The sequence below is a fragment of the Marivita sp. NO-S04 genome, from assembly GCF_059070475.1.
In genome coordinates this window covers 3,959,482-3,985,779 of the sequence record NZ_CM180980.1, presented here as the reverse complement: position 1 = coordinate 3,985,779, position 26,298 = coordinate 3,959,482, and the positions used below count along the sequence as shown (strand labels likewise).

At 59.4% G+C, this 26,298-nt stretch carries 31 protein-coding genes; 13 read left to right on the top strand and 18 right to left on the bottom strand.

What is annotated here, in order from left to right; all coding sequences use genetic code 11:
• Positions 1–15: 15 nt before the first annotated feature.
• The gene (locus ACK3EW_RS20135; protein ID WP_493807563.1) at positions 16–630 is read left to right on the top strand and encodes a TetR family transcriptional regulator C-terminal domain-containing protein; all 615 of its coding nucleotides are present in this window, start codon (positions 16–18) and stop codon (positions 628–630) included.
• Here the strand turns inward: ACK3EW_RS20135 and ACK3EW_RS20130 are convergent.
• From ACK3EW_RS20130 to ACK3EW_RS20120, 3 genes are all read right to left on the bottom strand, one after another.
• Positions 627–890, bottom strand: a complete 264-nt coding sequence (locus tag ACK3EW_RS20130; RefSeq protein ID WP_493807562.1) for a hypothetical protein — start codon at positions 888–890, stop codon at positions 627–629. The genes ACK3EW_RS20135 and ACK3EW_RS20130 overlap by 4 nt on opposite strands.
• A gap of 84 nt (positions 891–974) precedes the next feature.
• The gene (gene preA, locus ACK3EW_RS20125; protein ID WP_493807561.1) at positions 975–2,282 is read right to left on the bottom strand and encodes an NAD-dependent dihydropyrimidine dehydrogenase subunit PreA; all 1,308 of its coding nucleotides are present in this window, start codon (positions 2,280–2,282) and stop codon (positions 975–977) included.
• A 16-nt stretch (positions 2,283–2,298) separates the two neighbouring features.
• A complete protein-coding gene (locus ACK3EW_RS20120) occupies positions 2,299–3,624 on the bottom strand; it encodes an NAD(P)-dependent oxidoreductase (protein WP_493807560.1) in 1,326 nt (441 codons plus the stop codon).
• Positions 3,625–3,842: 218 nt separating this feature from the next.
• On the opposite strand from ACK3EW_RS20120, the gene ACK3EW_RS20115 reads away from it, so the two are divergent.
• Positions 3,843–4,058 (top strand): DUF1127 domain-containing protein, encoded by a 216-nt coding sequence (locus ACK3EW_RS20115; protein ID WP_439119030.1) that lies wholly within the window; start codon positions 3,843–3,845, stop codon positions 4,056–4,058.
• 172 nt (positions 4,059–4,230) lie between these two features.
• Here the strand turns inward: ACK3EW_RS20115 and rpsD are convergent, their stop codons facing one another.
• A complete protein-coding gene (rpsD, locus tag ACK3EW_RS20110) occupies positions 4,231–4,851 on the bottom strand; it encodes a 30S ribosomal protein S4 (RefSeq protein ID WP_085630382.1) in 621 nt (206 codons plus the stop codon).
• 228 nt (positions 4,852–5,079) lie between these two features.
• Here rpsD and ACK3EW_RS20105 point away from each other — a divergent pair, with 228 nt between their 5' ends.
• From ACK3EW_RS20105 to ACK3EW_RS20080, 6 genes are all read left to right on the top strand, one after another.
• Positions 5,080–5,907 carry an EAL domain-containing protein gene (locus tag ACK3EW_RS20105; protein WP_493807559.1) on the top strand — a complete coding sequence of 276 codons (828 nt, stop codon included), beginning with the start codon at positions 5,080–5,082 and terminating at the stop codon, positions 5,905–5,907.
• A gap of 199 nt (positions 5,908–6,106) precedes the next feature.
• A complete protein-coding gene (locus ACK3EW_RS20100) occupies positions 6,107–7,282 on the top strand; it encodes an acetyl-CoA C-acetyltransferase (protein WP_493807558.1) in 1,176 nt (391 codons plus the stop codon).
• A 154-nt stretch (positions 7,283–7,436) separates the two neighbouring features.
• Positions 7,437–8,159: an acetoacetyl-CoA reductase gene (gene phbB / locus ACK3EW_RS20095; protein ID WP_493807557.1), complete on the top strand. Its 723-nt coding sequence runs from the start codon at positions 7,437–7,439 to the stop codon at positions 8,157–8,159.
• Positions 8,160–8,238: 79 nt separating this feature from the next.
• Positions 8,239–9,102, top strand: coding sequence for an aromatic amino acid exporter YddG (yddG, locus tag ACK3EW_RS20090; RefSeq protein WP_493807556.1), 864 nt, complete (start codon positions 8,239–8,241; stop codon positions 9,100–9,102).
• Between the two features lie 103 nt (positions 9,103–9,205).
• A complete protein-coding gene (locus ACK3EW_RS20085) occupies positions 9,206–10,138 on the top strand; it encodes a VOC family protein (protein WP_493807555.1) in 933 nt (310 codons plus the stop codon).
• The gene (locus ACK3EW_RS20080) at positions 10,131–10,727 is read left to right on the top strand and encodes an alpha/beta hydrolase (RefSeq protein WP_493807554.1); all 597 of its coding nucleotides are present in this window, start codon (positions 10,131–10,133) and stop codon (positions 10,725–10,727) included. The genes ACK3EW_RS20085 and ACK3EW_RS20080 overlap by 8 nt, the downstream gene beginning before the upstream one ends.
• A gap of 33 nt (positions 10,728–10,760) precedes the next feature.
• On the opposite strand, the gene ACK3EW_RS20075 is transcribed toward ACK3EW_RS20080, so the two are convergent.
• The 3 genes from ACK3EW_RS20075 to ACK3EW_RS20065 form a co-directional block, all read right to left on the bottom strand.
• On the bottom strand, positions 10,761–10,922 hold the full coding sequence (locus tag ACK3EW_RS20075; protein ID WP_085630368.1) for a YdcH family protein: 162 nt from the start codon (positions 10,920–10,922) through the stop codon (positions 10,761–10,763).
• Positions 10,923–11,003: 81 nt separating this feature from the next.
• The gene (locus tag ACK3EW_RS20070) at positions 11,004–11,819 is read right to left on the bottom strand and encodes a tRNA1(Val) (adenine(37)-N6)-methyltransferase (RefSeq protein ID WP_493807553.1); all 816 of its coding nucleotides are present in this window, start codon (positions 11,817–11,819) and stop codon (positions 11,004–11,006) included.
• Positions 11,800–12,015 (bottom strand): putative signal transducing protein, encoded by a 216-nt coding sequence (locus tag ACK3EW_RS20065; protein WP_085630564.1) that lies wholly within the window; start codon positions 12,013–12,015, stop codon positions 11,800–11,802. The genes ACK3EW_RS20070 and ACK3EW_RS20065 overlap by 20 nt, the downstream gene beginning before the upstream one ends.
• 56 nt (positions 12,016–12,071) lie before the next feature.
• Here ACK3EW_RS20065 and ACK3EW_RS20060 point away from each other — a divergent pair, with 56 nt between their 5' ends.
• The gene (locus ACK3EW_RS20060) at positions 12,072–13,070 is read left to right on the top strand and encodes a polyprenyl synthetase family protein (RefSeq protein WP_493807552.1); all 999 of its coding nucleotides are present in this window, start codon (positions 12,072–12,074) and stop codon (positions 13,068–13,070) included.
• Here the strand turns inward: ACK3EW_RS20060 and ACK3EW_RS20055 are convergent.
• The 3 genes from ACK3EW_RS20055 to ACK3EW_RS20045 form a co-directional block, all read right to left on the bottom strand.
• Positions 13,063–13,965 carry a 4-(cytidine 5'-diphospho)-2-C-methyl-D-erythritol kinase gene (locus tag ACK3EW_RS20055; protein ID WP_493807551.1) on the bottom strand — a complete coding sequence of 301 codons (903 nt, stop codon included), beginning with the start codon at positions 13,963–13,965 and terminating at the stop codon, positions 13,063–13,065. The genes ACK3EW_RS20060 and ACK3EW_RS20055 overlap by 8 nt on opposite strands.
• Entirely contained in the window at positions 13,952–15,676 is a 1,725-nt protein-coding gene (locus tag ACK3EW_RS20050) for a tetratricopeptide repeat protein (protein ID WP_493807550.1), read from the bottom strand. Before ACK3EW_RS20050 ends, ACK3EW_RS20055 begins: the two co-directional genes overlap by 14 nt.
• A gap of 100 nt (positions 15,677–15,776) precedes the next feature.
• Complete coding sequence (locus ACK3EW_RS20045; protein WP_439119019.1) at positions 15,777–17,426, bottom strand: electron transfer flavoprotein-ubiquinone oxidoreductase; 1,650 nt, start codon at positions 17,424–17,426, stop codon at positions 15,777–15,779.
• Positions 17,427–17,700: 274 nt separating this feature from the next.
• Between ACK3EW_RS20045 and greA the strand changes: the two genes are divergently transcribed.
• Positions 17,701–18,171: a transcription elongation factor GreA gene (gene greA / locus ACK3EW_RS20040; RefSeq protein ID WP_493807549.1), complete on the top strand. Its 471-nt coding sequence runs from the start codon at positions 17,701–17,703 to the stop codon at positions 18,169–18,171.
• 12 nt (positions 18,172–18,183) lie between these two features.
• Entirely contained in the window at positions 18,184–19,188 is a 1,005-nt protein-coding gene (locus tag ACK3EW_RS20035) for a hypothetical protein (RefSeq protein ID WP_493807548.1), read from the top strand.
• A 66-nt stretch (positions 19,189–19,254) separates the two neighbouring features.
• Here ACK3EW_RS20035 and ACK3EW_RS20030 read toward each other — a convergent pair whose 3' ends face one another.
• Genes ACK3EW_RS20030 through ACK3EW_RS20015 form a run of 4 tightly spaced genes read right to left on the bottom strand, consistent with a single transcriptional unit; the run spans position 19,255 to position 23,376 of the window.
• Positions 19,255–21,384, bottom strand: coding sequence for a molybdopterin-binding protein (locus ACK3EW_RS20030; RefSeq protein ID WP_493807547.1), 2,130 nt, complete (start codon positions 21,382–21,384; stop codon positions 19,255–19,257).
• The gene (gene mobB, locus ACK3EW_RS20025) at positions 21,381–21,872 is read right to left on the bottom strand and encodes a molybdopterin-guanine dinucleotide biosynthesis protein B (protein WP_439119016.1); all 492 of its coding nucleotides are present in this window, start codon (positions 21,870–21,872) and stop codon (positions 21,381–21,383) included. The genes ACK3EW_RS20030 and mobB overlap by 4 nt, the downstream gene beginning before the upstream one ends.
• Entirely contained in the window at positions 21,869–22,501 is a 633-nt protein-coding gene (gene mobA / locus ACK3EW_RS20020) for a molybdenum cofactor guanylyltransferase MobA (RefSeq protein ID WP_493807546.1), read from the bottom strand. The genes mobB and mobA overlap by 4 nt, the downstream gene beginning before the upstream one ends.
• A complete protein-coding gene (locus tag ACK3EW_RS20015) occupies positions 22,498–23,376 on the bottom strand; it encodes a formate dehydrogenase accessory sulfurtransferase FdhD (RefSeq protein ID WP_493807545.1) in 879 nt (292 codons plus the stop codon). The genes mobA and ACK3EW_RS20015 overlap by 4 nt, the downstream gene beginning before the upstream one ends.
• Positions 23,377–23,438: 62 nt before the next feature.
• Between ACK3EW_RS20015 and ACK3EW_RS20010 the strand changes: the two genes are divergently transcribed.
• Both ACK3EW_RS20010 and ACK3EW_RS20005 read left to right on the top strand, forming a co-directional pair.
• Positions 23,439–24,146, top strand: a complete 708-nt coding sequence (locus ACK3EW_RS20010; protein WP_493807544.1) for an AzlC family ABC transporter permease — start codon at positions 23,439–23,441, stop codon at positions 24,144–24,146.
• A complete protein-coding gene (locus ACK3EW_RS20005; protein WP_085630344.1) occupies positions 24,143–24,466 on the top strand; it encodes an AzlD domain-containing protein in 324 nt (107 codons plus the stop codon). The genes ACK3EW_RS20010 and ACK3EW_RS20005 overlap by 4 nt, the downstream gene beginning before the upstream one ends.
• Positions 24,467–24,472: 6 nt before the next feature.
• On the opposite strand, the gene ACK3EW_RS20000 is transcribed toward ACK3EW_RS20005, so the two are convergent.
• The 4 genes from ACK3EW_RS20000 to ACK3EW_RS19985 all read right to left on the bottom strand — a co-directional run bounded on the left by ACK3EW_RS20000 (position 24,473) and on the right by ACK3EW_RS19985 (position 26,273).
• Positions 24,473–25,099 carry a hypothetical protein gene (locus ACK3EW_RS20000; RefSeq protein ID WP_493807543.1) on the bottom strand — a complete coding sequence of 209 codons (627 nt, stop codon included), beginning with the start codon at positions 25,097–25,099 and terminating at the stop codon, positions 24,473–24,475.
• A 19-nt stretch (positions 25,100–25,118) separates the two neighbouring features.
• Positions 25,119–25,253, bottom strand: a complete 135-nt coding sequence (locus ACK3EW_RS19995) for an aa3-type cytochrome c oxidase subunit IV (RefSeq protein ID WP_085630342.1) — start codon at positions 25,251–25,253, stop codon at positions 25,119–25,121.
• A gap of 86 nt (positions 25,254–25,339) precedes the next feature.
• Positions 25,340–25,798 carry a DUF6173 family protein gene (locus tag ACK3EW_RS19990; RefSeq protein ID WP_439119011.1) on the bottom strand — a complete coding sequence of 153 codons (459 nt, stop codon included), beginning with the start codon at positions 25,796–25,798 and terminating at the stop codon, positions 25,340–25,342.
• 10 nt (positions 25,799–25,808) lie between these two features.
• Positions 25,809–26,273 (bottom strand): Lrp/AsnC family transcriptional regulator, encoded by a 465-nt coding sequence (locus tag ACK3EW_RS19985; protein ID WP_300588339.1) that lies wholly within the window; start codon positions 26,271–26,273, stop codon positions 25,809–25,811.
• Positions 26,274–26,298 lie beyond the last annotated feature (25 nt).

The following is a 26,298-nucleotide window of genomic DNA, read 5'->3' as shown; positions in this document are numbered from 1 at the left end:
TGAGAGAGACCCCCCGTGAGCACTCCCGCACGAAAGCCAAGCCGCATCCAGACCGAAAACCGCCAACGGATCCGTGACGCGGCGCTAGGCCTTTTCGCGACACATGGGTTTCGCGGCACGACACTCGATCAGATCGCCGACGCCTGCGGGATGCACAAACCCAATCTCATCTACTACTACGAGAGCAAAGAAGCGATCCATATCGACCTTCTGAACACACTCATGGAGGAATGGCTCAGCCCCCTTGGTGCGATGGATCCGGGCGGCGACCCGCTTGAAGAGATCCTCGGCTACATTCGCCGCAAGATGGAGATGAGCCGCCTTTATCCGCGCGAATCCCGGCTTTTTGCCAATGAGATCGTCCAAGGTGCGCCGCGGATGTTGCCGCATCTCGAAAGCACACTGAAACCGCTCTTTGACAGCCAGTGCGGGATCATTGCGAAATGGATTAAGGATGGCAAAATCGCAGATATGCATCCCGCACATCTGATCTTTTCTATCTGGGCCGTAACCCAACACTATGCTGATTTCGAAGCCCAGATCGCGGTTCTGTTGCCGGGAGATGATAAACGTGCGCGCGGTGCAGATCAGTTCGTCGAAGTGATGTTCCGAAAAGTGCTCACGCCTTAACGGTATTCATTTTGGATTAACCAAAGCCGTTGCACTGTAGCGACATGACACAGCATCTCATGTTCCCCAATTCCTCGAAATTGAATGCGCCTTGGCGCGATCAATTGTTCAACACGCGCGCTGCCAAGCAAGGTGGTATCCTGCGACGCAACAAGCACAGCATAAACCGAGAAATCGGCGTGTCTTTGCTGGTCGCCGAGGTGCGTGCCCGCGGCTTTCGCCTCTATGAGGTCGGCGATGACTACGTAATCGTTTGTCATCGCCGACCTATTCGACAGCTCTGCTGAGCACGCAGAAAATTCGTACGAATTTTCTGCACGTTGAGATTATTCGTACGAATAATCTTACTCAGCCGCCTGTGCCACCGCGGGGTTGTTCGGATGGCTGGTCCAATCACCGTGTTCTGCAGCAACCGGTTGACCGGTTCGCGCGTCGATGACCCCGACGTCCAACCGCTCCATGGTGATGCACGCCTCAACCGGGCATACATTCACACACAGATTGCAGGCCACACACTCGTCATCCTTGACCGTGAACACTCGGTCCTCGGACATGGCGATGGCCTGGTGCGAGGTATCCTCGCAGGCCGCAAAACAGCGCCCACACGAGATGCACAGATCCTGATCAATCCGAGCCTTGGTCACGTAATTCAAGTTCAGGTTTTGCCAATCGCTGATGTTCGGCACAGCGCGCCCAACAAGATCAGCGGTCGAACCCAATCCCTTTTCGTCGAGGTACTGTGACAGGCCCGAGATCATCTCCTGCACGATCTTGAACCCATAGGTCATCGCGGCGGTGCAAACCTGAACGTTACCTGCACCCAATGCCATGAACTCGGCGGCATCCTTCCACGTGGTCACGCCACCAATTCCGGAAATCGGCAGGCCGCGCATCTCGGGCGTTCGCGCAATTTCGGCCACCATGTTCAGCGCGATCGGCTTCACCGCAGGCCCACAATACCCGCCATGCGCACCTTTGCCATCAATCGTAGGCTCCGGCGCAAAAAGATCCAGATCGACCGAGGTGATGGAGTTGATCGTGTTGATCAGGCTCACCGCATCGGCGCCACCTGCATGCGCTGCCATTGCGGGCTTGCGAATGTCGGTGATGTTCGGCGTCAGCTTGACGATGCAGGGCATGCGGGTGTTCTGCTTTACCCAGCGCGTGACCATTTCAATGTACTCGGGCACCTGCCCCACGGCACTGCCCATACCCCTCTCGGACATACCGTGCGGGCAACCAAAGTTGAGCTCGACCCCATCGGCCCCTGTTTCTTCAACCAATGGCAGGATTGCCTTCCAGGCGTCCTCCTCACAGGGCACCATCAATGACACGACCATAGCGCGGTCGGGGTAGTCACGTTTGACCGCCTTGATCTCGCGCAGGTTCACCTCCAACGGCCTGTCGGTGATCAGTTCGATGTTGTTCAGCCCAAGCAAACGCCGATCTGCGCCCCAGATCGCGCCATAGCGTGGACCGTTAACGTTAACGACGGGCGGACCAGCCTCACCCAAGGTCTTCCAGACGACACCGCCCCATCCCGCCTCAAAAGCACGACGGACATTGTATTCCTTGTCCGTTGGTGGTGCAGAGGCGAGCCAGAACGGGTTTGGGCTCTTGATGCCCACGAAATTTGTTGTCAGGTCAGCCATTCTCAATCCTCCCGGATCAGGCGCGCATCAGCGCGACGTGGATGTCTTCGGCGGCATCTCGCCCTTCGGCGACCGCTGTTACGGTCAGGTCTTCGCCACCGGCGGCGCAATCCCCGCCCGCCCAGACGCCTTGCACCGAGGTGCGGCCCGGCCCGGAGACAGCAATCTTGCGACCGTCGAGATTGGGCAGGTCCTCACCGCTCAGTGTCTGACCGATGGCCTTGAACACTTGATCGGCGGCAAGGCGGAAGGTCTGACCGGTGGGCGCAAGCTCGTCGTCGGTAAACTCGAATTCGATCTCGCGCACAGCGCCATTGCCGTGAACAGCGACAGGTGAGGCGTTCGTGATGATCCGCACACCTTTGGCAGCGGCCAAATCCTGTTCCCAGACCGAGGCGTTCATCCGGTCGCGGCCCCGCCGATAGACGATGGTCACGTTCAGCGCACCCAGCAGTTTGGATTGCACTGCGGCATCGACAGCTGTCATCCCACCGCCGATCACAACAACATCGCGTCCAACTGGAAGGGCGCTTAGATCAGTGGCCTGCCGCAGATCAGCGATGAACCCGACCGCATCCAGAACGCCCTCCTTTTCGGCACCCGGAGCTGTCAAAGCATTGACACCGCCCAACCCCATCCCGAGGAACACGGCGTCGTATTCACCTTGCAGCGCGGACAAGGTCACATCCCGGCCCAACGCCATGTTGTTCCGAATTTCGATCCCTCCGATCTGCAAGAGCCAGTCGACTTCGCGCGCTGCAAAATCCTCGGTGCTTTTGTAGGCGGCGATGCCGTATTCGTTCAGGCCGCCGGCCTTGGACCGTGCATCAAAGACCACAACATCGTGCCCATGCATCGCCAGACGGTGCGAGCAGGCCAGCCCTGCCGGACCGGCCCCAACAACGGCAATATGCTTGCCGGTCGAGGCCGCCCGGGAGAAAGGATGCACGCCTTGTGCCATCAATGTGTCAGTCGCGTAGCGCTGCAACCGACCGATCTGCACCGGCTCGCCTTCGGCGGCTTCGCGCACGCAGGCTTCTTCGCACAGAGTTTCGGTGGGGCAGACGCGGGCGCACATGCCGCCCATGATGTTTTGCGTCAGAATCGTCTTCGCCGCTGCTTCTGGTGTGCCTGTCGCGATTTGGCGGATAAAAAGCGGGATATCGATATCTGTGGGGCAGGCGGTGATGCAGGGTGCGTCATGGCAGAAGTAGCAGCGATCCGCTGCAACCAACGCCTCGTGATCTGTCAGCGGGGCATGAAGATCGACGAAACCTGCGTTCAACGCGTCTGCGTCCAAACGTCCGGGAACGATCCCTTCTTTCAATGCTCTGGCGTCCATCTTCATTCTCCGAAGTCAGCTTGAACAGTTGAAGAACGCTCTCACGGGTCAAAAATTTTATCAACTGGTAAAATTTTCACTGCCATGCTTTTTCCCAGATGCTGCACTGCGGCGTTATGCATTCAGAGCGTGGCGGGTATTCCAAAGCAGAGGTACTCAGCACGATTTCAACGACTTAGATGAGAGTGAGTAATCTTTGAGCAATGCAGAGGCATATCATGGCACTGACACAGTCCTACCACGGCCAGAAGCCGGGGTTCTTCTCCAGCCTTCTTGATGGCCTGACTCGCGGTATGAGCCAGGTCGTGGAAGCAAATTCCCGCATCCGTGAAGTCGAGCGCCTTCAGGCGCTGTCCGACGAGGCGCTTGCCGCCAAAGGCATCCGCCGCGACGACATCGTGCGGCACGTCTTCCGGGATCTTTACTGGCTGTAATCAGATCGACCAAAAGACCTGATGGGAAAAAAGGCTGCACAGATTGTGCGGCCTTTTTCTTTTTCTGGAAGAAGCGGTCAGCCGGGCAATGAAAAAAGCCGCCCCAAGGGACGGCTTTGAAACGTACGGACCGACGGTCGAGGCGTACGGTTAGACCGTACGCCTGCCCGGATCAGTTCTGTGCGTAGTATTCGATGACGAGGTTCGGTTCCATCATCACCGGGTACGGCACGTCGCTGAGACCCGGGGTGCGGACGAAGGTCGCCTTCATCTTGGAGTGGTCCGCCTCGATGTAGTCGGGCACATCACGCTCAGGCAACTGAGTAGCTTCGAGAACGACTGCAATCTGCTTGGACTTGTCGCGGACCTCGATCACATCGCCTTCCTTCACGCGGTAGGACGGAATGTTCACGCGCTGGCCGTTGACGGTGACGTGACCGTGGTTGACGAACTGGCGAGCAGCAAAGATCGTCGCAACAAACTTGGCGCGGTAAACAACCGCGTCCAGACGACGCTCGAGCAGGCCAATCAGCTGTTCGCCGGTGTCACCGCGCAGACGCTCTGCTTCGGCGAAGATGCGGCGGAACTGCTTTTCCGTCAGATCGCCGTAATAGCCCTTGAGCTTCTGCTTGGCACGAAGCTGCAGACCGAAGTCAGACATCTTGCCCTTACGGCGCTGACCGTGCTGACCGGGGCCGTATTCACGACGGTTGACGGGGGATTTCGGACGACCCCAGATGTTTTCGCCCATCCGGCGGTCAATTTTGTACTTGGCAGACGTGCGTTTTGTCACGGCTGATCTCCTTCTAAGAACGACGCCCGCAAGGGCGACTATGAAGGGCGTTGTCCTCTTGGGCTTTGAACCCATGACAGGCTACCCCTTGCGGGGGCCACCAACACCAATGAAGCCGCGCTTATACGGCGGCCCATGACAGAGTCAACAGACGAATGCCTCACACGCTTTAAGCCTTGTTTAAGGCCTTTCATGGAAACTCTGGCGAGAGAACATAAGGAGGATGCCATGCCGCATCGGGCCATACGCAGAACACTTGGACCATCGCCGCTTGATACGGCAGCGCAACAACGCGACCAGAACATCCTGCACATTGTCGAAGAGGCGGTGCGCCACCGCGAAGTGCGCCTTGCCTTTCAACCAGTGGTGCAGGCGCAAGAGCAAGGGCATGTCGCCTTTTACGAAGGTTTGATCCGTGTCACCGATCCCACCGGGCGCATAATCCCTGCCGGACAATTCATTGAAAGCATCGAAGAACGGGAAAGCGGGCGTCTTCTTGATTGTTTGTCACTGGAACACGGGCTCCGGACCCTGTCGCAGAATCCGGGGCTTCGGCTGGCAATCAATCTTTCGGCGCGATCAATCGGCTATCCAAAATGGCGCAAGGTTTTGGAACGAGGTCTGTCGCGCGACGCAACTGTAGCGGAACGCCTGATCCTAGAGATTACCGAGGCGTCAGCGATGCTGGTGCCTGAACTTGTGGTGCAAGCGATGCGCGATTTGCAAAAGCTGGGCATCAGCTTTGCGCTCGATGATTTCGGTGCAGGCTATACCGCGCTCCGATATTTGAAGGAATTTCAGTTCGACATACTCAAAATCGACGGGCAGTTCATTCGGGGCATCGCGACGGACACGGACAACCAAGTTCTGACTCGTGCAATCATCGCCATTGCGCAGCAGTTCGACATGTTCACCGTCGCCGAATTCGTCGAATCCGCGCCTGACGCGCACATGTTGGGCCAATTGGGCGTCGACTTCCTTCAAGGGTACTATTTTGGTGCGCCCACGGTCGAACCACCATGGCACCCCATCAGAACAAGTAAGGTGGTGCATTGACCCAATTTGCCCAATGCGATCGCACGCCATGACCTTAGGTCAACTCCGCCATGCACAAATCACCTGAGACACCCTGTCCGGTATGCGAATGTCTACCATTGCTTTAGGAGGGCGCGAGAATGGGTCTAGGGCCGCCGGCGCACTTGCGCGATAATCCCTGCGGAATCACTCTTGGACCATGACTTTGGTGGAGGGACACATGACCAACGTCGTTATCGCATCCGCCGCTCGGACAGCCGTTGGCTCGTTCGGCGGTTCTTTCGCAAACACACCCGCACATGATCTGGGCGCTGCCGTTCTAAACGCGCTGATCGAGCGGGCCGGGATCGAGAAAGAGGCCGTTTCAGAGACGATCCTCGGTCAGGTCTTGACCGCGGCGCAGGGCCAGAACCCGGCGCGTCAGGCGCATATCAATGCCGGTCTGCCGCAGGAAAGTTCTGCCTGGAGCCTCAACCAGGTCTGTGGTTCAGGCCTGCGCGCCGTTGCATTGGGTGCACAGCACATCATGCTGGGCGATGCTGATATTGTCTGCGCCGGTGGTCAGGAAAACATGTCGATGTCGCCCCATGCCGCAAACCTGCGTCAGGGTCACAAGATGGGCGATATGAAATATATCGACACCATGATCCGCGACGGCCTTTGGGATGCATTCAATGGCTACCACATGGGCCAGACCGCTGAAAACGTCGCTGAAAAGTGGCAAATCAGCCGCGAACAACAGGACGAATTCGCTGTTGCTTCGCAAAACAAAGCAGAAGCAGCCCAGAAAGCGGGCAAGTTCGACGACGAGGTGATCGCTTACACCATCAAGACCCGCAAAGGCGACATCGTGGTCGACAAGGATGAATACATCCGTCACGGCGCAACAATGGAAGCGATGCAGAAACTGCGTCCGGCCTTCACCAAGGACGGTTCGGTCACAGCCGCAAATGCCTCTGGCCTGAATGACGGCGCGGCTGGCGTTTTGTTGATGAGCGAAGAAAACGCTCAGAAGCGCGGCATCACGCCGATGGCCCGCATTGCGTCTTACGCGACCGCAGGTCTTGACCCGTCGATCATGGGCGTTGGCCCGATCTACGCATCGCGCAAGGCGCTGGACAAGGCGGGCTGGTCGGTTGGCGATCTGGACCTTGTTGAAGCAAACGAAGCCTTCGCCGCACAGGCCTGCGCCGTGAACAAGGACATGGGCTGGGATCCGGCAATCGTAAACGTGAATGGCGGCGCTATCGCTATCGGTCACCCGATCGGCGCGTCGGGCGCACGCGTTCTCAACACGTTGCTGTTCGAAATGCAGCGCCGCGATGCCAAGAAGGGTCTTGCGACCCTGTGCATCGGTGGCGGTATGGGCGTGGCCCTCTGCGTCGAACGCCCCTGATCCATCTTATCCGAGGCGACGAACAGGGGCGCCGTGTGCGCCCCTTTTTCGTAGCTTCTTTTCGCATTGAGAATTCTTTGCGCAATAATGTTGCGCATTTCTTACCGCAAGTATAACAACCTTACCAAGCCAGAACACCCAAGAGGAGACAACCATGGCACGTGTAGCACTCGTCACCGGCGGCAGCCGCGGCATCGGCGAAGCCATTTCCAAAGCGCTCAAAGCCGAAGGCTATGAAGTGGCTGCAACTTATGCTGGCAACGATGAGAAGGCCGCTGCCTTCACCGAAGCGACCGGCATCAAGACCTACAAGTGGAACGTGGCAGATTACGACGCGTCCAAGGCGGGTATCGCTCAGGTCGAAGCCGATCTTGGCCCGATCGACGTGGTTGTCGCAAACGCGGGCATCACTCGCGACGCGCCGTTCCACAAGATGACCCCCGAAGCCTGGAAAGAGGTCATCGACACCAACCTGACCGGCGTGTTCAACACCGTTCACCCCGTCTGGCCCGGTATGCGCGAGCGCAAGTTCGGCCGCGTGATCGTCATTTCCTCGATCAACGGTCAGAAAGGCCAGTTCGGCCAGGTGAACTATGCCGCGACCAAAGCGGGCGATCTGGGCATCGTCAAGTCGCTGGCGCAGGAAGGCGCGCGCGCAGGCATCACCGCCAACGCGATCTGCCCCGGCTATATTGCCACCGAAATGGTCATGGCGATCCCCAAAGAGGTGCGCCAGAAGATCGTCGCCGGCATCCCAGCAGGTCGCCTGGGCGAGCCTGACGAAATTGCACGCTGCGTGGTGTTCCTTGCGTCCGAAAACTCGGGCTTCATCAACGGCTCGACCATCTCGGCCAACGGTGCGCAGTTCTTCGTCTGAGCCACGCTTTCAGTTTTCCCGAAAGGCCCGCCTATCGTGCGGGCCTTTTCTTTTTCCACCACTCGGATTAGCGGAGGACATGACCCGTGCCACCGCCACCAGTATCGGATTTATTGCCGTCCTTCTTTGGGCGCTTTTGGCACTGTTCACTGCGGGATCAGCCCCTGTGCCGCCGTTTCTGCTGAATGCACTGACCTTTGCGATCGGGGGGGCGGTGGGAATGGTCTGGCTGCTGGTGCGAGGCCGGGTGACGGTGCTGCAGTCGATCCCCTGGACAGTCTACGCGTTTGGAACCGCGGGCTTGTTCGGCTACCATGCGCTGTATTATTCCGCTCTGCGCCTCGCCCCACCTGCCGAGGCCGGGCTGATCGCGTATCTCTGGCCCTTGTTCATCGTTCTGTTTTCCGGGCTTTTACCGGGAGAACGATTAAGGGCCGGGCATATCCTTGGGGCTCTCGTGTCATTTTCTGGGGCCGCGCTGATCGTGTTGCGCAATGGGTTCAGCTTTGAGGCATCCGCGACTCCCGGTCTGATCCTTGCAGGGTTCTGCGCTCTGACATGGAGCAGCTATTCCGTTCTGTCACGTCGCCTTGGCACAACCCCGACCGAAGCGGTGGCGGTGTTTTGCGTGTTCACAGCGCTCTTGTCCGTACCTGCGCATTTGGCTTTCGAAACGACGGTCTGGCCAAACAGCGGGTTCGGCTGGGTTTCGGTGGTGGCACTTGGGCTTGGTCCCGTGGGGCTTGCGTTTTACGTTTGGGACATCGGGGTGAAGCGCGGGGACATCCAGCTCTTGGGGGTGGCAAGTTACGCCGCGCCACTGTTGTCGACCGTGGTTCTGATCGTTGCGGGATTTGCGCAGGCATCGTGGCAACTCGTGGCCGCAGCCGTGCTGATTACCGTAGGTGCGGGCATTGCCGCATTGGCGTCACGCCGCGTGTAAGTGCGAAAACGCACAAATTTGGCGCGCAAACCGGTATTTATGTGCGTAAAATTACAGCTAGGTAGTAACCCAACAGACAAGCTGGATTTTTGGGAGACCCGACATGATCAACCAGATCAATGGACTGCACCACGTGACCTCGATCGCAAGCGGGGCGCAATCGAACAATGACTTCTTTACAAAAACGCTGGGACTGCGGCGTATCAAAAAGACCGTAAACTTTGACGCGCCCGAAGTTTATCATCTGTACTACGGTGACGAGGCCGGGACACCCGGCACCGTGATGACCTATTTCCCGTTCCCGAACGCGCGGCGCGGTCGGCCCGGTACGGGTGAGGTGGGGATCACCGGCTTTGCCGTCCCCAAAGGCAGCCTGCCCTATTGGCAAGAACGTCTGGCGACATTTGATGTAAAGAACATGCAGACAGAGACAACTTTCGGCGAAACCCGCCTGCGCTTTGATGGGCCGGATGGCGATGGGTTCGTTCTGGTGGAAACAGATGACGATGCCCATGACCCGTGGACCAACAATGGTGTGCCGGCAGACGCGGCCATCCGTGGGTTCCACAGTGCCGATATGCGCCTGCGCGATGCGGCAGCCAGTGCCGAATTGTTGAAATACATGGGATACGAGGAATTGGACCGACAGGACAGCGTGACCCGCTTTCACGTCCCCGGCGGCAATGAGGCGAACGTGATCGACATCACACAGGTCAACGCGCCCGGCGCGGATCAGGGGGCCGGGTCGGTCCACCATATCGCGTTTTCCGTCGACAATCGGGAAAAGCAGCTTGAGGTGCGCAAGGCGCTGATGGACACGGGCTATCAGGTGACGCCAGTGATCGACCGCGATTATTTCTACGCGATCTATTTCCGCACGCCGGGCGGGGTTCTATTCGAAGTGGCAACCAACGAGCCGGGTTTTGACCGCGACGAAGACACGGCACATCTGGGTGAAGCGCTCAAGCTGCCGTCGCAGCACGAACACCTGCGCGAAGTCCTTGAAGAAAAGTACCTGGAGCCGATCGTTGACTGACTACGTGATCCGCGAAACCAAAGGCACGCAAGGCGCGCCTTTGGTGTTCACCTTCCATGGCACCGGAGGGGACGAAAACCAGTTCCACGAGTTGGCAGAACAGCTTTGGCCGGGGGCGCACGTCGTGTCGCCGCGCGGTGATGTGTCGGAACACGGGATGAACCGATATTTTCGGCGCACCAGTGAAGGCGTCTATGATATGGACGATCTGGCAAAGCGGCGTGCGGCAATGGCCGCATTCATTCGGGCAAAGAAAACGGAGACAGATGCCTCACGCGTGATCGCACTTGGCTATTCCAACGGTGCGAACATTGCTGCAGCGGTGGCGTTCAACGATCCGGACCTGTTTACGGACGTGATTGCAATGCACCCGCTGATCCCTTGGACCCCAGACCCGCAGCCCGGATTAGCCGACACCCGTTGGCTGATCACAGCCGGTGAGCGCGATCCAATCTGTCCCGCGCCGTTGACCCGGTCCCTGACCGACTATCTGCGCGTGCAAAGTGCCGACGTAACCGAGCATTGGCATCCCGGCGGGCACGAACTGGTGCAATCCGAGGTGCAGGCGCTTCAGGATTTCCAGAAATGAAAAAGCCCGGGGGGAGACCCGGGCTATCACCATTTACGAGAGGCGCTCGATTTCTTCTTTTAATCGAAGTTTCTGCTTCTTGAGTGACGCGATCATCAGGTCATCCGTTCCTGGTGCGCGTTGGGCCTGTTCGACCTCTTCAGACAGGGTTTGGTGCTTCCGCTTCAGTTCCTGAAGATGTGAAGTCAAGCTCATGAAGTCCTCCTGTGACTGATTGGATCTTCAGTCGATCACAGTTTTACAATTCTGTCACGCTGCACTCGCATGGTTGGTGAATTATGGCTTACCGCGACGTGCCAAATGGCGGTTTTGAACCGGAAACGGCAAAGCACAGGCGGATCGCAATACTTTCGATACGTTTTCGGTATACGAATCAGCATCTTTCTCGTGGCTTTCGCCGCGGTGCAGCACAAGCGGCGGGTGCGACACAAACGCCGCCCTCCGCTCTTTTCGGCCACGCAACAACACAAGCCGGGCGGGCCGTGTGCTGCGCGGATGAATCGGCCAAAGCTCAAGCGCACCCAAGCAGGCGAAGAATGCGCTCATCAGTTCAGGCAAACGGTCGGCCCGCTGGATGAATGTGGCCGCACCTCCGGGTTTGAGACGCTTGGACGCAACGCTTACCCATTTCTCAAGCGGCAGCGCGCCCGACCGGGACACCGCCCGTTCCTGCGACCGCGCGGCGACCGCGCGAAAATCCTCGAAATAGGGCGGGTTGGCGATCACGTGATCAAAACGCTGGGATTTCACGTCCGCTGGCAGGTTGGAAAGATCCGCACAGAGAACAGCCCCTGCCAATCCATTGTCATCCAGATTGCGCTGCGCAAGTGCGGCATAGGCGGGCTGCACTTCAACACCCGTGCAGGTGATGCCGGGAACCCGCGTGGCCAGACAGGCCAATGCAGCGCCCCCGCCACAGCCTAATTCAAGCACGGTTTCACCCGCCTGCGCCGGGATGGACGCAGCCAGCAAAACGGGATCGACACCCGCGCGATACCCGTCCTTTGGCTGCCATATGCGCACCGCACCACCCAGAAAATCGTCGCGTGTCAGTTCGCCCCCCGCAAAGGGGTCAGTCCTCAAACTTGACACCGTATTCGCGCAAGACACGTCTTGCATCGTCAAGCTCGTCGCTTCGAACCATGAGGCGGCGTGGCAAAATACCGATAGACCCTTCGAGGATGCTCATGTTTACGTCCAATTCAAAGCTGTCTATACCCTCGTCCTCAAGCACGGCTCGGGCGAGCGGTATCAGTGTGATGTCATTGGTGCGCAAAAGCTCTTCCATGACCATGATGTAGGAACACCCGGCCCGCTTTGTCGAGCCTTCCTGAAGGAATGGTGATGATGTTGGATAAACAAAGTCAAAAACCGCATGATCGGCTGGCAGACGCCTTGGCCGAAGACATGGCCGAGGTGAACACGCTGATCCGCACGCGGATGGCGTCGAAACACGCTCCACGCATTCCCGAAGTGACCGCACATCTGGTCGAGGCGGGCGGCAAGCGGTTGCGTCCGATGCTGACGCTGGCGGCGGCGCGGATGTGTGGTTACGAGGGTGACAACCACGTCAAGCTGGCCGCGACGGTGGAATTCATTCACACCGCGACGCTGCTGCACGACGACGTGGTGGACGAGAGCGAAAAGCGGCGCGGGCGGCCCACCGCGAACCTGCTCTGGGACAACAAGTCGAGCGTTCTGGTTGGCGATTATCTTTTTGCACGGTCGTTCCAGTTGATGACAGAAACCGACAACATCCGCGTGTTGCGCATCCTGTCCGACGCGGCGGCGACAATTGCCGAGGGCGAGGTGTTGCAGATGACTGCAGCGCAGGATTTGCGCACGTCGGAAGAGATTTACCTGCAAGTGGTACGCGGCAAGACGGCTGCGCTGTTTTCAGCGGCGACCGAAGTGGGCGGCGTAATCGCCGACATGGACGAGGCGCAGATCAAAGCGCTGTTCGACTACGGTGACGCTTTGGGGATCGCATTCCAGATTGTCGATGACCTTCTGGACTACTGGGGATCAGACGCGACCGGTAAGAACGTGGGCGATGATTTCCGCGAGCGCAAGCTGACGCTGCCTGTGATCAAAGCTGTTGCCCTTGGCGACGACGAAGAGCGCGAATTCTGGAAGCGCACCATCGAGAAAGGCCGTCAGGAAGACGGCGATCTTGAACACGCGATAGCTCTATTGAACAAGCACGGCACGCTTGAGGCGACACGGTCGGAAGCGAACGACTGGATCGCCAAGGCACGCGCCGCATTGGCCACGCTGCCCGCGCACCCGATCCGCGACATGCTGGCCGATCTGGCCGATTATGTCGTAGCGCGGGTCAACTGACCTTGGGCAGGGCTGCGTTGAACTGGTCGCCCAGGACACAGCCGACAACCCACCACTCCGGATGGGCGTGATAGAGCGCGCCAGTAGCCTCTTTCGCCTTGGCTTCGGTTTCAAATAGCCCGAAACAGGTCGCACCGGAGCCTGACATCCGCGCCAGACCACATCCGTCCTGCGCCGCCAATACCCCGAGCACGTCCGCTATGGCAGGTTGAACCGCCACAGCGGGCGGTTCCAGATCGTTGCGCATTTCGCCAAGCCAGTCGATCAGCGCAGCCGCGTCCGCGAACGCGGGGATTTCATCGGGCATCGGTGGATTGGTCTTGGACGTCAACGCCGTGAATACAGACGGCGTCGAGACGGGAAGTCTTGGATTGACCAGCACCGCATAGAGTGTCGGCAGCGGCACGACATCAAGCTGATCGCCGATGCCCCTTGCGCGCATGGGCTTGCAAGCAAGACACATCGGCACATCAGCCCCAAGGCTGGCCAGTTCGTCCAGATGCTGCTCGAGGATATCAAGTGGCGCTGATGCCAAGGCGCCCTTGCGGGCTTCGTCAAGACAGACCATCCCGCGCCATGCCGCCGCAGCATCCGCCGATCCGCCACCGATCCCAGATGCAGGCGGCAGGAACTTTTCCAACCGCAACGCCGCACCGTCCTGCTGAAACATAGCCGCAGCACGCAGGGCGAGGTTGTTCATATCGGCTGGAACCCCGGCCGCCTCTGGGCCCTCAACGGTCAGCGAAAGGGCATTGCCTGGCACGATCTCAAGCCGATCCCCCGCCGACGCAAATGTGACCAGCGAGTCGAGCAGATGATACCCGTCGTCGCGTTGGCCGGTCACATGCAGTGTCAGATTGATCTTGGAAGGCGCAAAGACGTTAACCGTCGTCATTCGCCACCTGCAAAGGCGGCGCGCCTTCCTCGGCCAGCACCTGATCCAGCCCGACATCCAGCTTGGCGCGGATGCGCTCGGCGTCCACCTCTTCGGCAGTGCTGCCATAGACGACAAACGACAACGCCCGACGCCATTGGAACCGCGCTTCGGTCTTGCGGCCTACAGCCCAGTACACATCGCCCAGATGGTCGTTGACGATAGGATCAACCGGCATCAGTTCGGCGGCACGCTCCATATGACCAACTGCTTCTTCATAACGGCCAAGGCGGTAGAGCACCCACCCGAGGCTGTCGATGATATAGCCACTGTCAGGGCGCGCTGCAGCCGCGCGCTCGATCATGTCGAGCGCTTCGTCCAACTTGATCTGTTTCTCAACCAGCGAATAACCAAGGTAGTTCAACACCTGCGGCTGTTCCGGGTTCAGCTCCAAAGCTGCGCGGAAATCAGCCTCGGCCTCGTCCCAGCGGTCCAGGCGTTCATGACAGATGGCACGAGCGTAATGTAGGAACCACTGGCTTTGGGTTTCCACCTCAAACAGATCCAGTGCCTGCGTATAGGCCTCAATCGCTTCTTCGTAGCGTTCGAGTTGGCGCATCGTGTCGCCCAATGTCGAATGCACGATGGGCTGATCGCCGTGAGTCTTTGCCAACCGTTGCAGCACTTCGATCGCCGCATCCACTTTATCGCTGTCGCGCAGTGCGGCGGCACGGCCCAATTCGGCAGCATGATAGGCAGGGTGGTCTTGGGGCACCTCGGCATAAGCTTTCACGGCAAGCTCTGACTGGCCCATGTCATCCAGCAGGCTGGCGGTCAGCAGAATGGCGTCGATGTGATCGGGGCGCAGATACTCGGCAACCCGCGTGTAAAGCAGGGTGAATTCATCATTCGCCTCGTTCGCAAGTGCTGCGGCCAGCGTGTAGAACACCTCGGCCAAGCCATCACGCGGGCCTTGAATGTGGGTAAACGGAATTGCCTCACCCGCTTGCAGCGCATCGCGCATCAGGCTGAGGCCCGGGTCTAGCTCGGCACCAAAGGCGGTTTCGATCAATGTCAGCGCATCTTCGTTGCGGTCAAGTTGGCTGAGCACTTCGACATGCGCCATCACGCCGCGCCGGGTCAGCTGCATTCCACCAGTCCCCGCATCTTCGAGGATCGCCGCAGAGCTTTCGAAGTCGCCAACCGACGCCAAAGCCAAGGCTTTGTGATACATCGCAAAATTACGCAAACCTTGCTGGTTGGAAAGCTCGTCGAACTGCACAAGCGCTGCCGACATATCGCCCGTCCCAAGCTGAGACCATGCCAACAGCAACCCATCGACCAACGGTCCGACACCCCGATCATCATTCACTCGGGCCATCAGAGCGTCGTAATCCTCGGTCGCCCCAAGTTGCGCGACAATCGCCATATGCGCCACTTGGCTGCGATGGCCGTCATTGACCAGCTTGGTCGCAAGGGCTGCAGCGCGGTCGACATCGCCCAGCGAAATCTCGGCCAGCGCAGCGCGCTCAAGGATCACCGGGTTCTCCGGGTCGAACATCACAGCTTGCCCATAATAGGACGCAGCCGCCTGAATGTCGCCATCAAAGCTGGCCTGCCGCCCCGCAAGGTAATCCCCCGCCAGACTGTTGGCGAACGCACCGCCGGGGGCCATCAGGCAAAGCGCCAGCGCTGCTGACCCCAGAAGCCGTTTCATGCTCGATTGCGCCATGTCTTTCTCCTTGAAAAAGGCGAATTTCGCGAAGCGTAGCGCGACGGTCGGACACACGCAACCAACGCAAAAGGCCGGGCGTTGGCCCGGCCTTCGTGACTTACATATTCGGGTAGTTCGGACCGTCCCCACCCTGCGGCACTGTCCAGTTGATATTCTGACTTGGGTCCTTGATATCGCAGGTTTTACAGTGGACGCAGTTCTGGAAATTGATCACGAACTTGTCATCCCCTTTTTCGTCTTTGACGAATTCATAGACACCCGCCGGACAGTAGCGCGCGGACGGACCGCCATATTTCGGCAAGTTCACTGACACGGGAATCGACGCATCCTTGAGCTTGAGGTGCGCAGGCTGGCTTTCCTCGTGGTTTGTCGCCGCGAAAGACACGTTGGTGAGGCGGTCGAAGGACAGTTTGCCATCCGGCTTGGGGTAGTCGATCGGCTTGAAGTTCTTCGCCTCACCCGTCGCTTCGGCGTCGGTTTTGCCGTGACCCAGCGTACCCAGCAGCGAAAAGCCCAGCGTGTTGGTCCACATGTCGAAGCCGCCCACGGTGAGCGATGCCAGTAGCCCGCGCTTGGACCACAGCGGTTTGACGTTGCGCACCTTCTGCAGATCGGTGCCGATTGCGCCATCGCGGACTTCGGTTTCGTAGTCGCTCAGCTCGTCCGAGGCGCGGCCATCCTGAATGGCCGCATAGGCGGCTTCAGCCGCTGCCTTGCCCGACAGCATCGCGTTGTGGTTGCCCTTAATTCGCGGCACGTTGACCATGCCCACGGAACAGCCCAGCAGCGCGACACCCGGTGCCACCATCTTGGGCATCGACTGGTAACCGCCTTCCGAGATGGCGCGCGCGCCATAAGCCACGCGCTTGCCGCCTTTGAGAAGCTCGGCCACCATCGGGTGGTGCTTGAAGCGCTGGAATTCCATGTAGGGATAAAGGTGCGGGTTCTCGTAATTCAGGTGCACCACGAAGCCGACATAGACCTGATTGTTGTCGAGGTGATAGATGAACGACCCGCCACCTGCGTTCGATCCAAGCGGCCAGCCCATTGTATGAGTGACAGAACCTTCGCGGTGCTTGTCTGGGTCGATCTCCCAGATTTCCTTCATGCCAAGGCCGAATTTCTGCGGTTCTTTGCCTTTGGACAGGTCGTATTTGGCGATCACTTCTTTGGCGAGGCTGCCGCGCACGCCTTCACTCAGGAATACGTATTTGCCGTGCAGTTCCATCCCCGGCTCATAGCCCGGCCCCGGTGTGCCATCGGCGTTCTTGCCGAATTCACCGGCAACCACACCTTTGACCTCGCCATTGTCGCCGTAGACGATCTCGGAACAAGCCATACCCGGGAAAATCTCGACACCCAGTTCCTCGGCCTGCTCGGCCATCCAGCGGCAGACATTGCCCATCGACACGATGTAATTGCCGTGGTTGTTCATGAGCGGCGGCATCGGCCAGTTCGGGATGCGGATTTGCCCGGCTTCACCCAGCATGTAGAAATTGTCATCCTTGACCGGCACGTTCAGCGGCGCGCCCTTGTCCTTCCAATCCGGGATCAACGCATCAAGACCGCAAGGATCAAGAACCGCACCCGACAGGATATGCGCGCCCACCTCAGAGCCCTTTTCCAGGACGACGACGTTCAGTTCTGCATCCAATTGTTTCAACCGGATTGCGGCAGACAGACCCGCCGGGCCTGCGCCGACGATCACAACATCATATTCCATCGCTTCGCGCGCGTGTTCGCTCATGTCGGGCTCTTTCCTGAAAGTCACGTGTCAAAACCTGCACGGTCACGTAACGTGCAGGTCAAGGTCGGTCAATTGCGACACCGCGTTACAGCCCGCTTTCTAAGGGAAATGCTGCATTTTCATGCGCCACCCCCTGCCTACGTGATGCAAGGCCTCTTGCGTTTCGATGGCGGGTCAGGTCACTGTTGCGCCGACGTAAGTGACATGTATAGACCGCGCCAATGTAATATGGCGCCAGAGTTTTTCGCTCTGCCGACCAAGAGGGAACCGCCCCATGGAAAAGCTACCGATGACCCGCGCGGGCCATGCCGCGCTGGAAGCCGAATTGAAAACGCTCAAGTCAGAAGAGCGTCCCGCTGTGATTCAGGCGATTGCCGAGGCGCGAGAATTGGGCGACCTCAAGGAAAATGCCGAATATCATTCCGCCCGGGAAAAGCAGGGTTTTATCGAAGGCCGCATCAAGGAACTCGAAGGCGTTCTGAGCCTTGTCGAGGTGATCGACCCGACCAAGCTTTCTGGTCCGATCAGGTTCGGTGCGACCGTGACGCTGGTGGACGAAGACACCGACGAAGAAAAGACGTGGCAGATCGTTGGCGAACACGAGGCCAATATCGAAAAGGGCCTTCTCAACATCAAATCGCCCATCGCCCGCGCCTTGATCGGCAAAGACGAAGGTGACAGCGTCGAGGTGCGCACACCGGGTGGTGACAAATCCTACGAAGTGCTGAAGATCACATATATCTAACGGGTCTCCAGCATGGCACAGAACAAAGACGCCCGCCCCGGCCCGGTCTCCATTCCCAGCCGTCAAGCGCACGCTGGCGGGCTGAGCGGGATTGAACTGACCGCCGCGGCGCTTAGCGTGATCTGGCTGCTGATCTCGGGTGCGTTTTTCCTGTTCTCGGGCAACGATGGCGCTGACGGGGTACGTTTTCTACTCACCCTGATGGTGATTTTCTTTCCCGTCGGCATGATCTGGGTCGCTGCCATCGGCGCCCGCTCATCCCGCATCATGCGCGAGGAAAGCGCGCGGCTGCAAACCGCCATTGACGCGATCCGTCACGCGTACATCACGCAAAGCCAGGCCGGCGGGCGCGATCAGGCACCGCATCCGTCCATCGTCAAAAAACTGGAAGAGATCGCAGACGCGCAGAAAAAGGCAGAAACCACGCTGGCGATGTTCACATCGACCCGAGCCGCGCAGATCGCCGTGCAGGCCGGTGCGCCCGACCCGGAGGCTGGCGACCAACCCACACTGGCCTTAGGCACCCCGGCAGAGGCCCTGCATCCGCCACTGTCGAATTCCGATTTCATCCGCGCGCTGCATTTTCCTGAAACCGCTGAAGATCAGGAAGGTTTTGCAGCCCTGCGCCGCGCGCTCAAAGACCGCCCGTCTGCGCAGTTGGTGCAGGCCGCCCAAGACGTGCTGACCCTTCTCAGCCAAGACGGGATCTATATGGACGACCTGCGCCCCGACATGGCGCGCCCGGAGTTGTGGCGGCGGTTTGCCACGGGCGAACGGGGCCGCACAATCGCCGCTCTGGGCGGCGTGCGCGACCGCTCGTCACTGGCGCTCACCGCTGGCTGGATGAAGCAGGATCCAATTTTCCGAGATGCCGCGCATCACTTCCTGCGTTTGTTCGACAAGGGATTTGCCCGGTTCGAAAGCACGGCCACCGATGCCGAGATATCCGATCTTGCCAGCACCCGCACAGCCCGTGCATTCATGTTGCTGGGCCGGGTAACTGGCACGTTCGATTAACGCTCGTTCGTACAGAATTCACTGTCCTGTTCGAGCACGGGCCATAGATTTTTCTAAGGGCAAATCTCAGCCACCGTCATATCCGAATGATGAAAACGGAATATAGCGCACCGGATCACCCGGCTGCACATGGACGGCTCCATCCGGCAATTCCACCAGCCCCTCAGCCCAGCTTAGCCCGCTGATCCGGCCGGAGCCTTCGGATTTGAACACCTCGGCCCCGCCGTCACGCATCCGCGCCCGCAGAAATTCCCGCCGCCCCGGTTTCTTGCGCTTCTCAAAAGCTGCAGGCACGGTAAATCCCTGCGGTGCATACCATCCGGCACCGGACAGCACCCCCATCGCAGGCCGCGCAAAGATCAACGTACAGACCAGCGCAGCCACAGGGTTGCCCGGCAATCCAAACACCGGCACGCCCTCCCACATCCCGAGCGCTAAAGGCCGCCCAGGCTTCAATGCGATGCGCCATTCCTGCATCGCGCCGGTTTCGCGCAACAGGGCCGAGATATGATCCTCGTCTCCTGCGGACGCACCGCCAGAGGTCAGGATCACATCCGCCTGCGCCGCTGCAGCATCTAACGCTGCACGCACTGCTGTGCGATCGTCCGAAGCGCGTCCCATATCAATCACGCTAAACCCGAAGCCGGCACACAGGCTAAGCAACATCGGGCGATTGGCATCGAAAATCTGACCTTCAGACGCCTGCGAGCCCGGTTCAACGATTTCGTCCCCTGTGGACAAGACCGCGACCCGCAACCGCTTGCGGACCTGCAACGCGCCATGCCCCACTGCTGCGGCCAGAGCCAGATCTGCAGGCGTCAACACGCGCCCCGACTCCAGCGCTCTGTCACCCTGCATCATGTCCTCCCCCGCTTTGCGCGTGTTGGCTCCACGCTTTAGCGGACCGTGAAAAGCGACCTGACCGTCGCCCACACGCACATCCTCGTCCAAGACCACCGTATCCACCCCATCGGGCAAATCTGCGCCGGTCAGAACCCGGATCGCCTGCCCTGCGGGAACAGAACCTGCAAAGGGCGCCCCGGCCGCCGCGCGCCCTTCGACAAGCGGCAACAGCTGCGGCCCTGCACCAATCCCCGCACCAGCAAAACCATACCCATCCACCGCCGTGTTCGGATGTGGCGGATTCGAACGTTTCGCAACAAGATCACCTGCCAGCACACGCCCCGCGGCCTGCATCAAAGGTACGGTTTCGACACCGACAACGACATTCATTCGGTCACGCAGCAACGCCAATGCATCGTCCACCGGCGTCCAATCCACACCGGCAGGCAGCGCGAAACAATCGTTGCGTAGGGGGGGTGGTTCCAACGCGACCTGACCCCGCGCTGCTGCGATCAGTTCGTCGGTGTGTCCAGTCCCAAGAATCCAAGCCTCGTCACGCGCCTCGGGACCAACAATCTTCAGCAGCGCATTCAACCGCTCGGGCATCAAACCCGACAAGGCCCGCGCCAGCAGACGCACCTGCGCTGCATCTCTGATCTCGTCGCTTTGTACCTCCTTTACGGCTGGTTCGATCAAGCCAGGCCAAATCTCAGCCAGGACTGTCTGCGCCTCAGACCAGTCCTGAAACGGCCAAACCGATACGTCCGCACGCCGCCGCAAGCGCGCGAGCATCGGCAGACCCATCAGCGCCTGACTTCCCACAGTTGGATTAAAGAAAAGTTGAAAGCAGGAAGATGACGCTTTTGCCGCAAGATCACATGCGCGACGTTCCGCACAAATGTCATAGGAAATCCCGGCCTTGCGATAGGGGACATCCGGCCAGCCGTCTTCGGTTGGCTTGCCCCAGAACGGCCCCGGCCCGTCGAACATGCAGTTGATCTCCGAGGCGACATCGAACCGATTGTTTTCGCCCGCCTCAGTGTCGGTGATACGCGCCTCCAGCCAGTCCCAGAACTGCAGCGGGTCGTCCGATCCGGTCACATGGCGCACAAATCCACGCGGATAGCCAAAGGGGAAATCAAACCCTATAAGCACGCGGCGCGCCGCCTGCGCCTCTGCCTCGATCAAATCAGTGAGCCAGGCTTCTGCCTCGATCCGGGAACGGCAATAGACCGGTTTCTGCTCTTCGCCGCTGCGTACAACACCGATCCAGATCGCATCCTTTGACGGTCGAACAGGCGCGCGTTTACCTGCTGACCAATCGACAATCGCAATCGTGTCGAATCCCGTCAAAGCCCAACCTCTGACAGGATGAAATCCGCAATCGCCGTAGTGTCGTTCAAGTCGAACACCGGACGGTCTAGATCAAGCGGCGTGTCACTGGCGACCGCCCGGATCGTCGGGTCACCGGGCGCAATTAGGTCATTGCCCGTCTCCGCGCGGAACGCTTCGACCTTGGGATGCTGGTCGCGCTTGTAGCCTTCGACCAACACCAGATCGACAGGCATCAACTTGGCCAACAGCGCCGCCAATGTCGGTTCGTCCTCATCGCGCAGCTCGTGCATCAGGGCAAAGCGGTTGCGTGATGCCAGTAGCACCTCGGTCGCACCCGCAACACGGTGACGGTGGCTATCCTTGCCAGGGTGGTCCACGTCAAAGGTGTGATGCGCGTGTTTGACGGTCGACACTGTGATCCCGCGCCCGGTGATCTCGGTCACCAGCCGTTCCATCAACCCGGTCTTGCCCGCGTTCTTCCACCCTGTGACCCCATAAATCCTCATACCATCGCCTCTGCTGCCTCAAGGTCTTCGGGTGTGTTTACGTTGAAAAACGGGTCGCCATTGTCCGTCTCGAACGCCGCCTCGCGCCCGCCGTGTTTTTCCGTCCAGATCACCACTTTTTTGATCCCATCGTGCAAAGCCCCCCGCAGATCATCGCGCAGCGCGACAGGCCAAAGACCAAATGTCGGGTGGCGGGTCAGGCCAGAGCGGCTCATCGACTTGGTCTTTTCTTCTCCGCGCGGGGTGGCCGCAAGCACCAAGGGGTGTGTCATCCCTTGCGCCGTATCCTGCAAGACATCCACCAAATCGACAGGAAAGAACGGAGTGTCAGCAGCAACTGTCACAATCGCTTCCGCGCCCTGTTCCGCCGCCCAGTCGAGCCCCGCGAGCACACCCGCCAAAGGCCCCGGAAACCCCGCGATGCTGTCGGGAAGTACAGCCAGCCCAAACCCGTCGAACCGCGCCGGATCGCCATTCGCATTGAGCGCCATCCCCGCCACCTGTGGCCACAATCGGTCGATCACCCGCTGCAACAGCGTCTGCCCCCCAATCTGCAAAAGCGCCTTGTCTCCACCGCCCATGCGGGTGGCCAGCCCACCGGCAAGGATCACTCCCAAGGGCGCACTCATTCCGCGCTCTTCCTGCGGTTTTTCCGGCTTTCTTCGGGCACGTTGTCGGGGTCCATGTCGCGCAGCAGACGGTCTTCGCCAGATAAACAGACAAATCGTTTGCCGCGCATCCGACCAATACAGGTCAAACCAACCTGCCGCGCGATTTCGACCCCCCAAGCGGTGAAACCCGACCGCGAGGCCAGAACCGGGATACCCATCAGGGCCGTCTTGATCACCATCTCAGACGTCAGCCGCCCGGTGGTGTAGAGGATCTTGTCCTCGGGCCCGACGCCTTCCTGAAACATCCAACCCGCGATTTTGTCCACCGCGTTGTGACGGCCCACATCCTCCATGTAAACCAGCGGCCGATCCTGATGGCAAAGCACGGTGCCATGAATGGCGCCCGCCTCAAGGTACAAAGAGGGCGTCGTGTTGATCTTGTGCGCCAGCGCATAAAGCCAAGAGGTGCGAAGTTCTGTGGCAGGCAGCACCACCTTGTCCAGCCCCTCCATCATGTCACCGAACACCGTGCCCACGGCACAGCCACTGGTGCGGGTCTTTTTCTTGACCTTCTCTTCATAGCTGGTCTGCCGTTCGGTGCGCACCACCACGACCTCAAGATCGTCGTCATATTCGACGCGCGTCACCACATCATCGTCCCGCAGCATGCCCTGATTGCGCAGGAACCCCACTGCAAGATACTCGGGATAATCGCCAATCGTCATCGCAGTTACGATTTCCTGCGCATTCAGGAATATCGTCAGGGGCCGCTCCTCGACCACGCTGATCTCGGTCTCGGCCCCAGTGTGATCGGTGCCCACCACGCGGCGCGTCAGCCGCGCAGCACCCGGATCGGGCGCGATGAGGTAGTCCCGAAGCACATCATCCGGCATAGATTGCATCTCCCCTCGTCCAAGGCTACGTCCGATCCGAACACAGCAGACGAGGCACAGTGATGGCGGCAGGGACCGCAATGTCAAGCTACTGGCGGGGCGTCCGTGACGGGCTGCCCTTTCTGGCCGTCGTCGGGCCCTTTGCCATGCTTTTCGGCGTCTTGGCAACCGAAGCCGGGCTGGCCGTTCATGAAACCATGGGGTTTTCCATCGTGGTGATCGCGGGGGCTGCACAGTTCACTGCGCTGCAATTGATCAACGAGAACGCGCCAACGCTGGTGGTGATCGCGTCGGCACTGGCCGTCAATCTGCGCATGGCGATGTATTCCGCGTCGATCACACCGCATCTGGGTCCGCTGCCCCTGTGGAAACGCGGGATCGCGGCGTATTTTCTGGTCGACCAGACCTATGCGCAATCCATCCTCGACTATGAAAAGAACCCCGACCAAACCACATCCGAAAAATTCGCCTATTTCCTTGGTGTGATGACGCCCATCTGCCCGCCATGGTATATCTTTACCTTCCTCGGCGCGGTGCTGGGCGAAAGCATCCCACCCAGCCTTGGGCTCGACTTTGCCTTGCCCATCGCGTTCCTTGCCATGGTCGGCCCGATGCTGCGCACACCGGCGCACCGGATCGCCGCATTGGCTGCGGTTGTTCTCGCACTGGCATTCGCATGGCTGCCCTACAACATGGGCCTGCTGGTGGCCGGTCTGGGCGGCATGATGGCTGGCGCACAAGCCGAGGTGCGGCTGGGGATCAAACCATGACCGACACAACAGAGCTTTGGTTGATCATCGTCGCACTTGGGCTGGGAAGCTTTGGCCTGCGCTTTGCCTTTCTCGGACTGGTCGGCGACCGCGCGATGCCGGAGTGGGTGCTGCGGCACCTGCGCTATACAGCCGTAGCGGTGATCCCGGCTCTGGTCGCACCACTGGTCCTCTGGCCCACAGCAACGGGCGGAGAACCTGACGCGACTCGCCTTGCTGCCGCTGCTGCGACCTTTGCTGTCGGGTATCTGACGAAAAACGTCTTTGCTGCGATGGGCGTTGGCGCAACGGTACTGGTGTCCCTCAGCCTGTTGCTCTGACCCTGGTCACTGACCCACGAGCACCTGTTCGAACTGAGCGATGGCAACCGCTTTGTCGTCGCTGTCATTTTCGAAGATCTTGGTGGTTTGGACGCCGGGCAATTCCGCAAAATCGTCCATCAGGCGTTTCGGAAACCAAGTCGAGCCGATCGACTGGAATCCCGGAAGCTGACGCAGGATCGCAGACGTGCTCATCGCACACTGCGCCGATGCAACAGGACCGTTGGTCACCGCAAGACGCAAGGCACGTTCCGCCACCTCTGGTGACACTTCGATGGTCTGAATCACCACGTGATAGGTCTCTCGGGCATGCGCGCGGGCATAGAAATCCGCCACGCCGGGCGTGATGCCGTAAAGCACGTCGCCCCGCTCGGGCACCGCACTCAACCGTACGGTTCCCGCAGGATCGAAGATTACCCTTTGCGATCCGTTGATCATCAGGCTGGTATGTGCCCCAGCCCCAGACCGGTTGTTGATCATCGTATATAGCGTCAACGCGGTCGGGCCGGAATGGCGATAGGACGCGCTGCTGATCACCTCGGGCGAGGCATCCGGGCGCATATCCGCGCCCGCTCCACAGCCCACCAAAGCGAACATGGCCAGTCCGGCAAAAATCCGTGACATCATGGTCATGTCAGCCTCTGGTCAAATCTCAGGAATTGAAGATCGCGAGGAAAATCAGAACTCCGATCGAGAAGACCGCAACCCGGACAGACCAGCGGACGAACCCGTCAAAGGTCTTTTCCTGTGTGGTTGTGTCCATTGTACCGTGCTTATGTTCAGCCATTTGAGACATCCCTTACAAATGTTTTCGAGTCGGTACCCGATTTGCCCGACCCTGTCACCCATGCCAAGCGCGCAGTGTGTCGCGGTCTAGGTGGATTGTTCCAATTCTGCAGCAAGTTCAAACCCGATCCGACGTGGCGCTGTGTCTTCCTTGGGGATCGGCAGCGCTCGCAGCGTCACATTGAGCTGTGAGACATGCTGGATCAGTTGCATCCGCCCGCCTTCTTCGTCCGATCCGTAGAAGGTCACGATGTCGGGGTCGAAATAGCCCAGCCCTTCGATGCGCAGCACACCGGTGTCGTTTCCGGCAAAGCCCATGGCGACCTCGTGTTCGTTGTCCAGCTGTTCCTCGAAATTCTGGATGTAGAGGATCAATCGCTCATAGGCCCATTCTGCATCGCTTTTCTGTTTGAACGACCGCCGCATCACCATATCCGGCAGCGCTTTTTCTCCGCTTTCGCCGCATCCCTTGGCATGGGAATCGTATTTGCGTGGCAATGCATCGGCTTCGGCATATTCCGCCGTGGTGCGAATGTCCTGCGCCATATCATCCCCCCTAGATCGGCAAAGCCGTCGTTTCCTTGATCTCTTCCATAACGAAACTGGCCGAAATATCCGAGAGCGGAATCCGCGCGATCACGCGCTTGTAGAACGAATCGTAGGCAGGAACGTCGGCAACCCGCACCCTCAGCAGGTAATCCAGATCACCCGTCATTCGGTAAGCGCCCACAACCTCGGGCATGGTGCGCACCGCCTTGTGAAAGCTGTCCAGCCAATCGGCGTCATGTCGTCCGGCGCGGATCATCACCATGACTTCGAGTGGACAGCCCAGCTTAGCTGGGTTTGCCAACGCGACACGCCCCGTGATGATTCCGGACTGCTCCATCGCCTTGATCCGCCGCCAACAGGCATTGCGCGACAGGGCGACCTGATCGGCGATGGTTTCGACACTGAGACTGGCATCGCGTTGCAGGATGCGCAGGATTGCCTTGTCGAATTGATCCAATTCAATCGAGTTCATGAGAATTTATCCCGATCCAACCGTG

Coding starts and splice junctions, on each gene's coding strand:
- ACK3EW_RS20130 (WP_493807562.1), bottom strand. CDS start 890: ATGACAAACGATTACGTAGTCATCGCCGACCTCATAGAGGCGAAAGCC.
- preA (WP_493807561.1), bottom strand. CDS start 2,282: ATGGCTGACCTGACAACAAATTTCGTGGGCATCAAGAGCCCAAACCCG.
- ACK3EW_RS20120 (WP_493807560.1), bottom strand. CDS start 3,624: ATGGACGCCAGAGCATTGAAAGAAGGGATCGTTCCCGGACGTTTGGAC.
- ACK3EW_RS20115 (WP_439119030.1), top strand. CDS start 3,843: ATGGCACTGACACAGTCCTACCACGGCCAGAAGCCGGGGTTCTTCTCC.
- ACK3EW_RS20105 (WP_493807559.1), top strand. CDS start 5,080: ATGCCGCATCGGGCCATACGCAGAACACTTGGACCATCGCCGCTTGAT.
- ACK3EW_RS20100 (WP_493807558.1), top strand. CDS start 6,107: ATGACCAACGTCGTTATCGCATCCGCCGCTCGGACAGCCGTTGGCTCG.
- phbB (WP_493807557.1), top strand. CDS start 7,437: ATGGCACGTGTAGCACTCGTCACCGGCGGCAGCCGCGGCATCGGCGAA.
- yddG (WP_493807556.1), top strand. CDS start 8,239: ATGACCCGTGCCACCGCCACCAGTATCGGATTTATTGCCGTCCTTCTT.
- ACK3EW_RS20085 (WP_493807555.1), top strand. CDS start 9,206: ATGATCAACCAGATCAATGGACTGCACCACGTGACCTCGATCGCAAGC.
- ACK3EW_RS20075 (WP_085630368.1), bottom strand. CDS start 10,922: ATGAGCTTGACTTCACATCTTCAGGAACTGAAGCGGAAGCACCAAACC.
- ACK3EW_RS20065 (WP_085630564.1), bottom strand. CDS start 12,015: ATGGAAGAGCTTTTGCGCACCAATGACATCACACTGATACCGCTCGCC.
- ACK3EW_RS20060 (WP_493807552.1), top strand. CDS start 12,072: ATGATGTTGGATAAACAAAGTCAAAAACCGCATGATCGGCTGGCAGAC.
- ACK3EW_RS20055 (WP_493807551.1), bottom strand. CDS start 13,965: ATGACGACGGTTAACGTCTTTGCGCCTTCCAAGATCAATCTGACACTG.
- ACK3EW_RS20050 (WP_493807550.1), bottom strand. CDS start 15,676: ATGGCGCAATCGAGCATGAAACGGCTTCTGGGGTCAGCAGCGCTGGCG.
- ACK3EW_RS20045 (WP_439119019.1), bottom strand. CDS start 17,426: ATGAGCGAACACGCGCGCGAAGCGATGGAATATGATGTTGTGATCGTC.
- greA (WP_493807549.1), top strand. CDS start 17,701: ATGGAAAAGCTACCGATGACCCGCGCGGGCCATGCCGCGCTGGAAGCC.
- ACK3EW_RS20035 (WP_493807548.1), top strand. CDS start 18,184: ATGGCACAGAACAAAGACGCCCGCCCCGGCCCGGTCTCCATTCCCAGC.
- mobB (WP_439119016.1), bottom strand. CDS start 21,872: ATGAGGATTTATGGGGTCACAGGGTGGAAGAACGCGGGCAAGACCGGG.
- mobA (WP_493807546.1), bottom strand. CDS start 22,501: ATGAGTGCGCCCTTGGGAGTGATCCTTGCCGGTGGGCTGGCCACCCGC.
- ACK3EW_RS20015 (WP_493807545.1), bottom strand. CDS start 23,376: ATGCCGGATGATGTGCTTCGGGACTACCTCATCGCGCCCGATCCGGGT.
- ACK3EW_RS20010 (WP_493807544.1), top strand. CDS start 23,439: ATGGCGGCAGGGACCGCAATGTCAAGCTACTGGCGGGGCGTCCGTGAC.
- ACK3EW_RS20005 (WP_085630344.1), top strand. CDS start 24,143: ATGACCGACACAACAGAGCTTTGGTTGATCATCGTCGCACTTGGGCTG.
- ACK3EW_RS20000 (WP_493807543.1), bottom strand. CDS start 25,099: ATGACCATGATGTCACGGATTTTTGCCGGACTGGCCATGTTCGCTTTG.
- ACK3EW_RS19995 (WP_085630342.1), bottom strand. CDS start 25,253: ATGGCTGAACATAAGCACGGTACAATGGACACAACCACACAGGAAAAG.
- ACK3EW_RS19990 (WP_439119011.1), bottom strand. CDS start 25,798: ATGGCGCAGGACATTCGCACCACGGCGGAATATGCCGAAGCCGATGCA.
- ACK3EW_RS19985 (WP_300588339.1), bottom strand. CDS start 26,273: ATGAACTCGATTGAATTGGATCAATTCGACAAGGCAATCCTGCGCATC.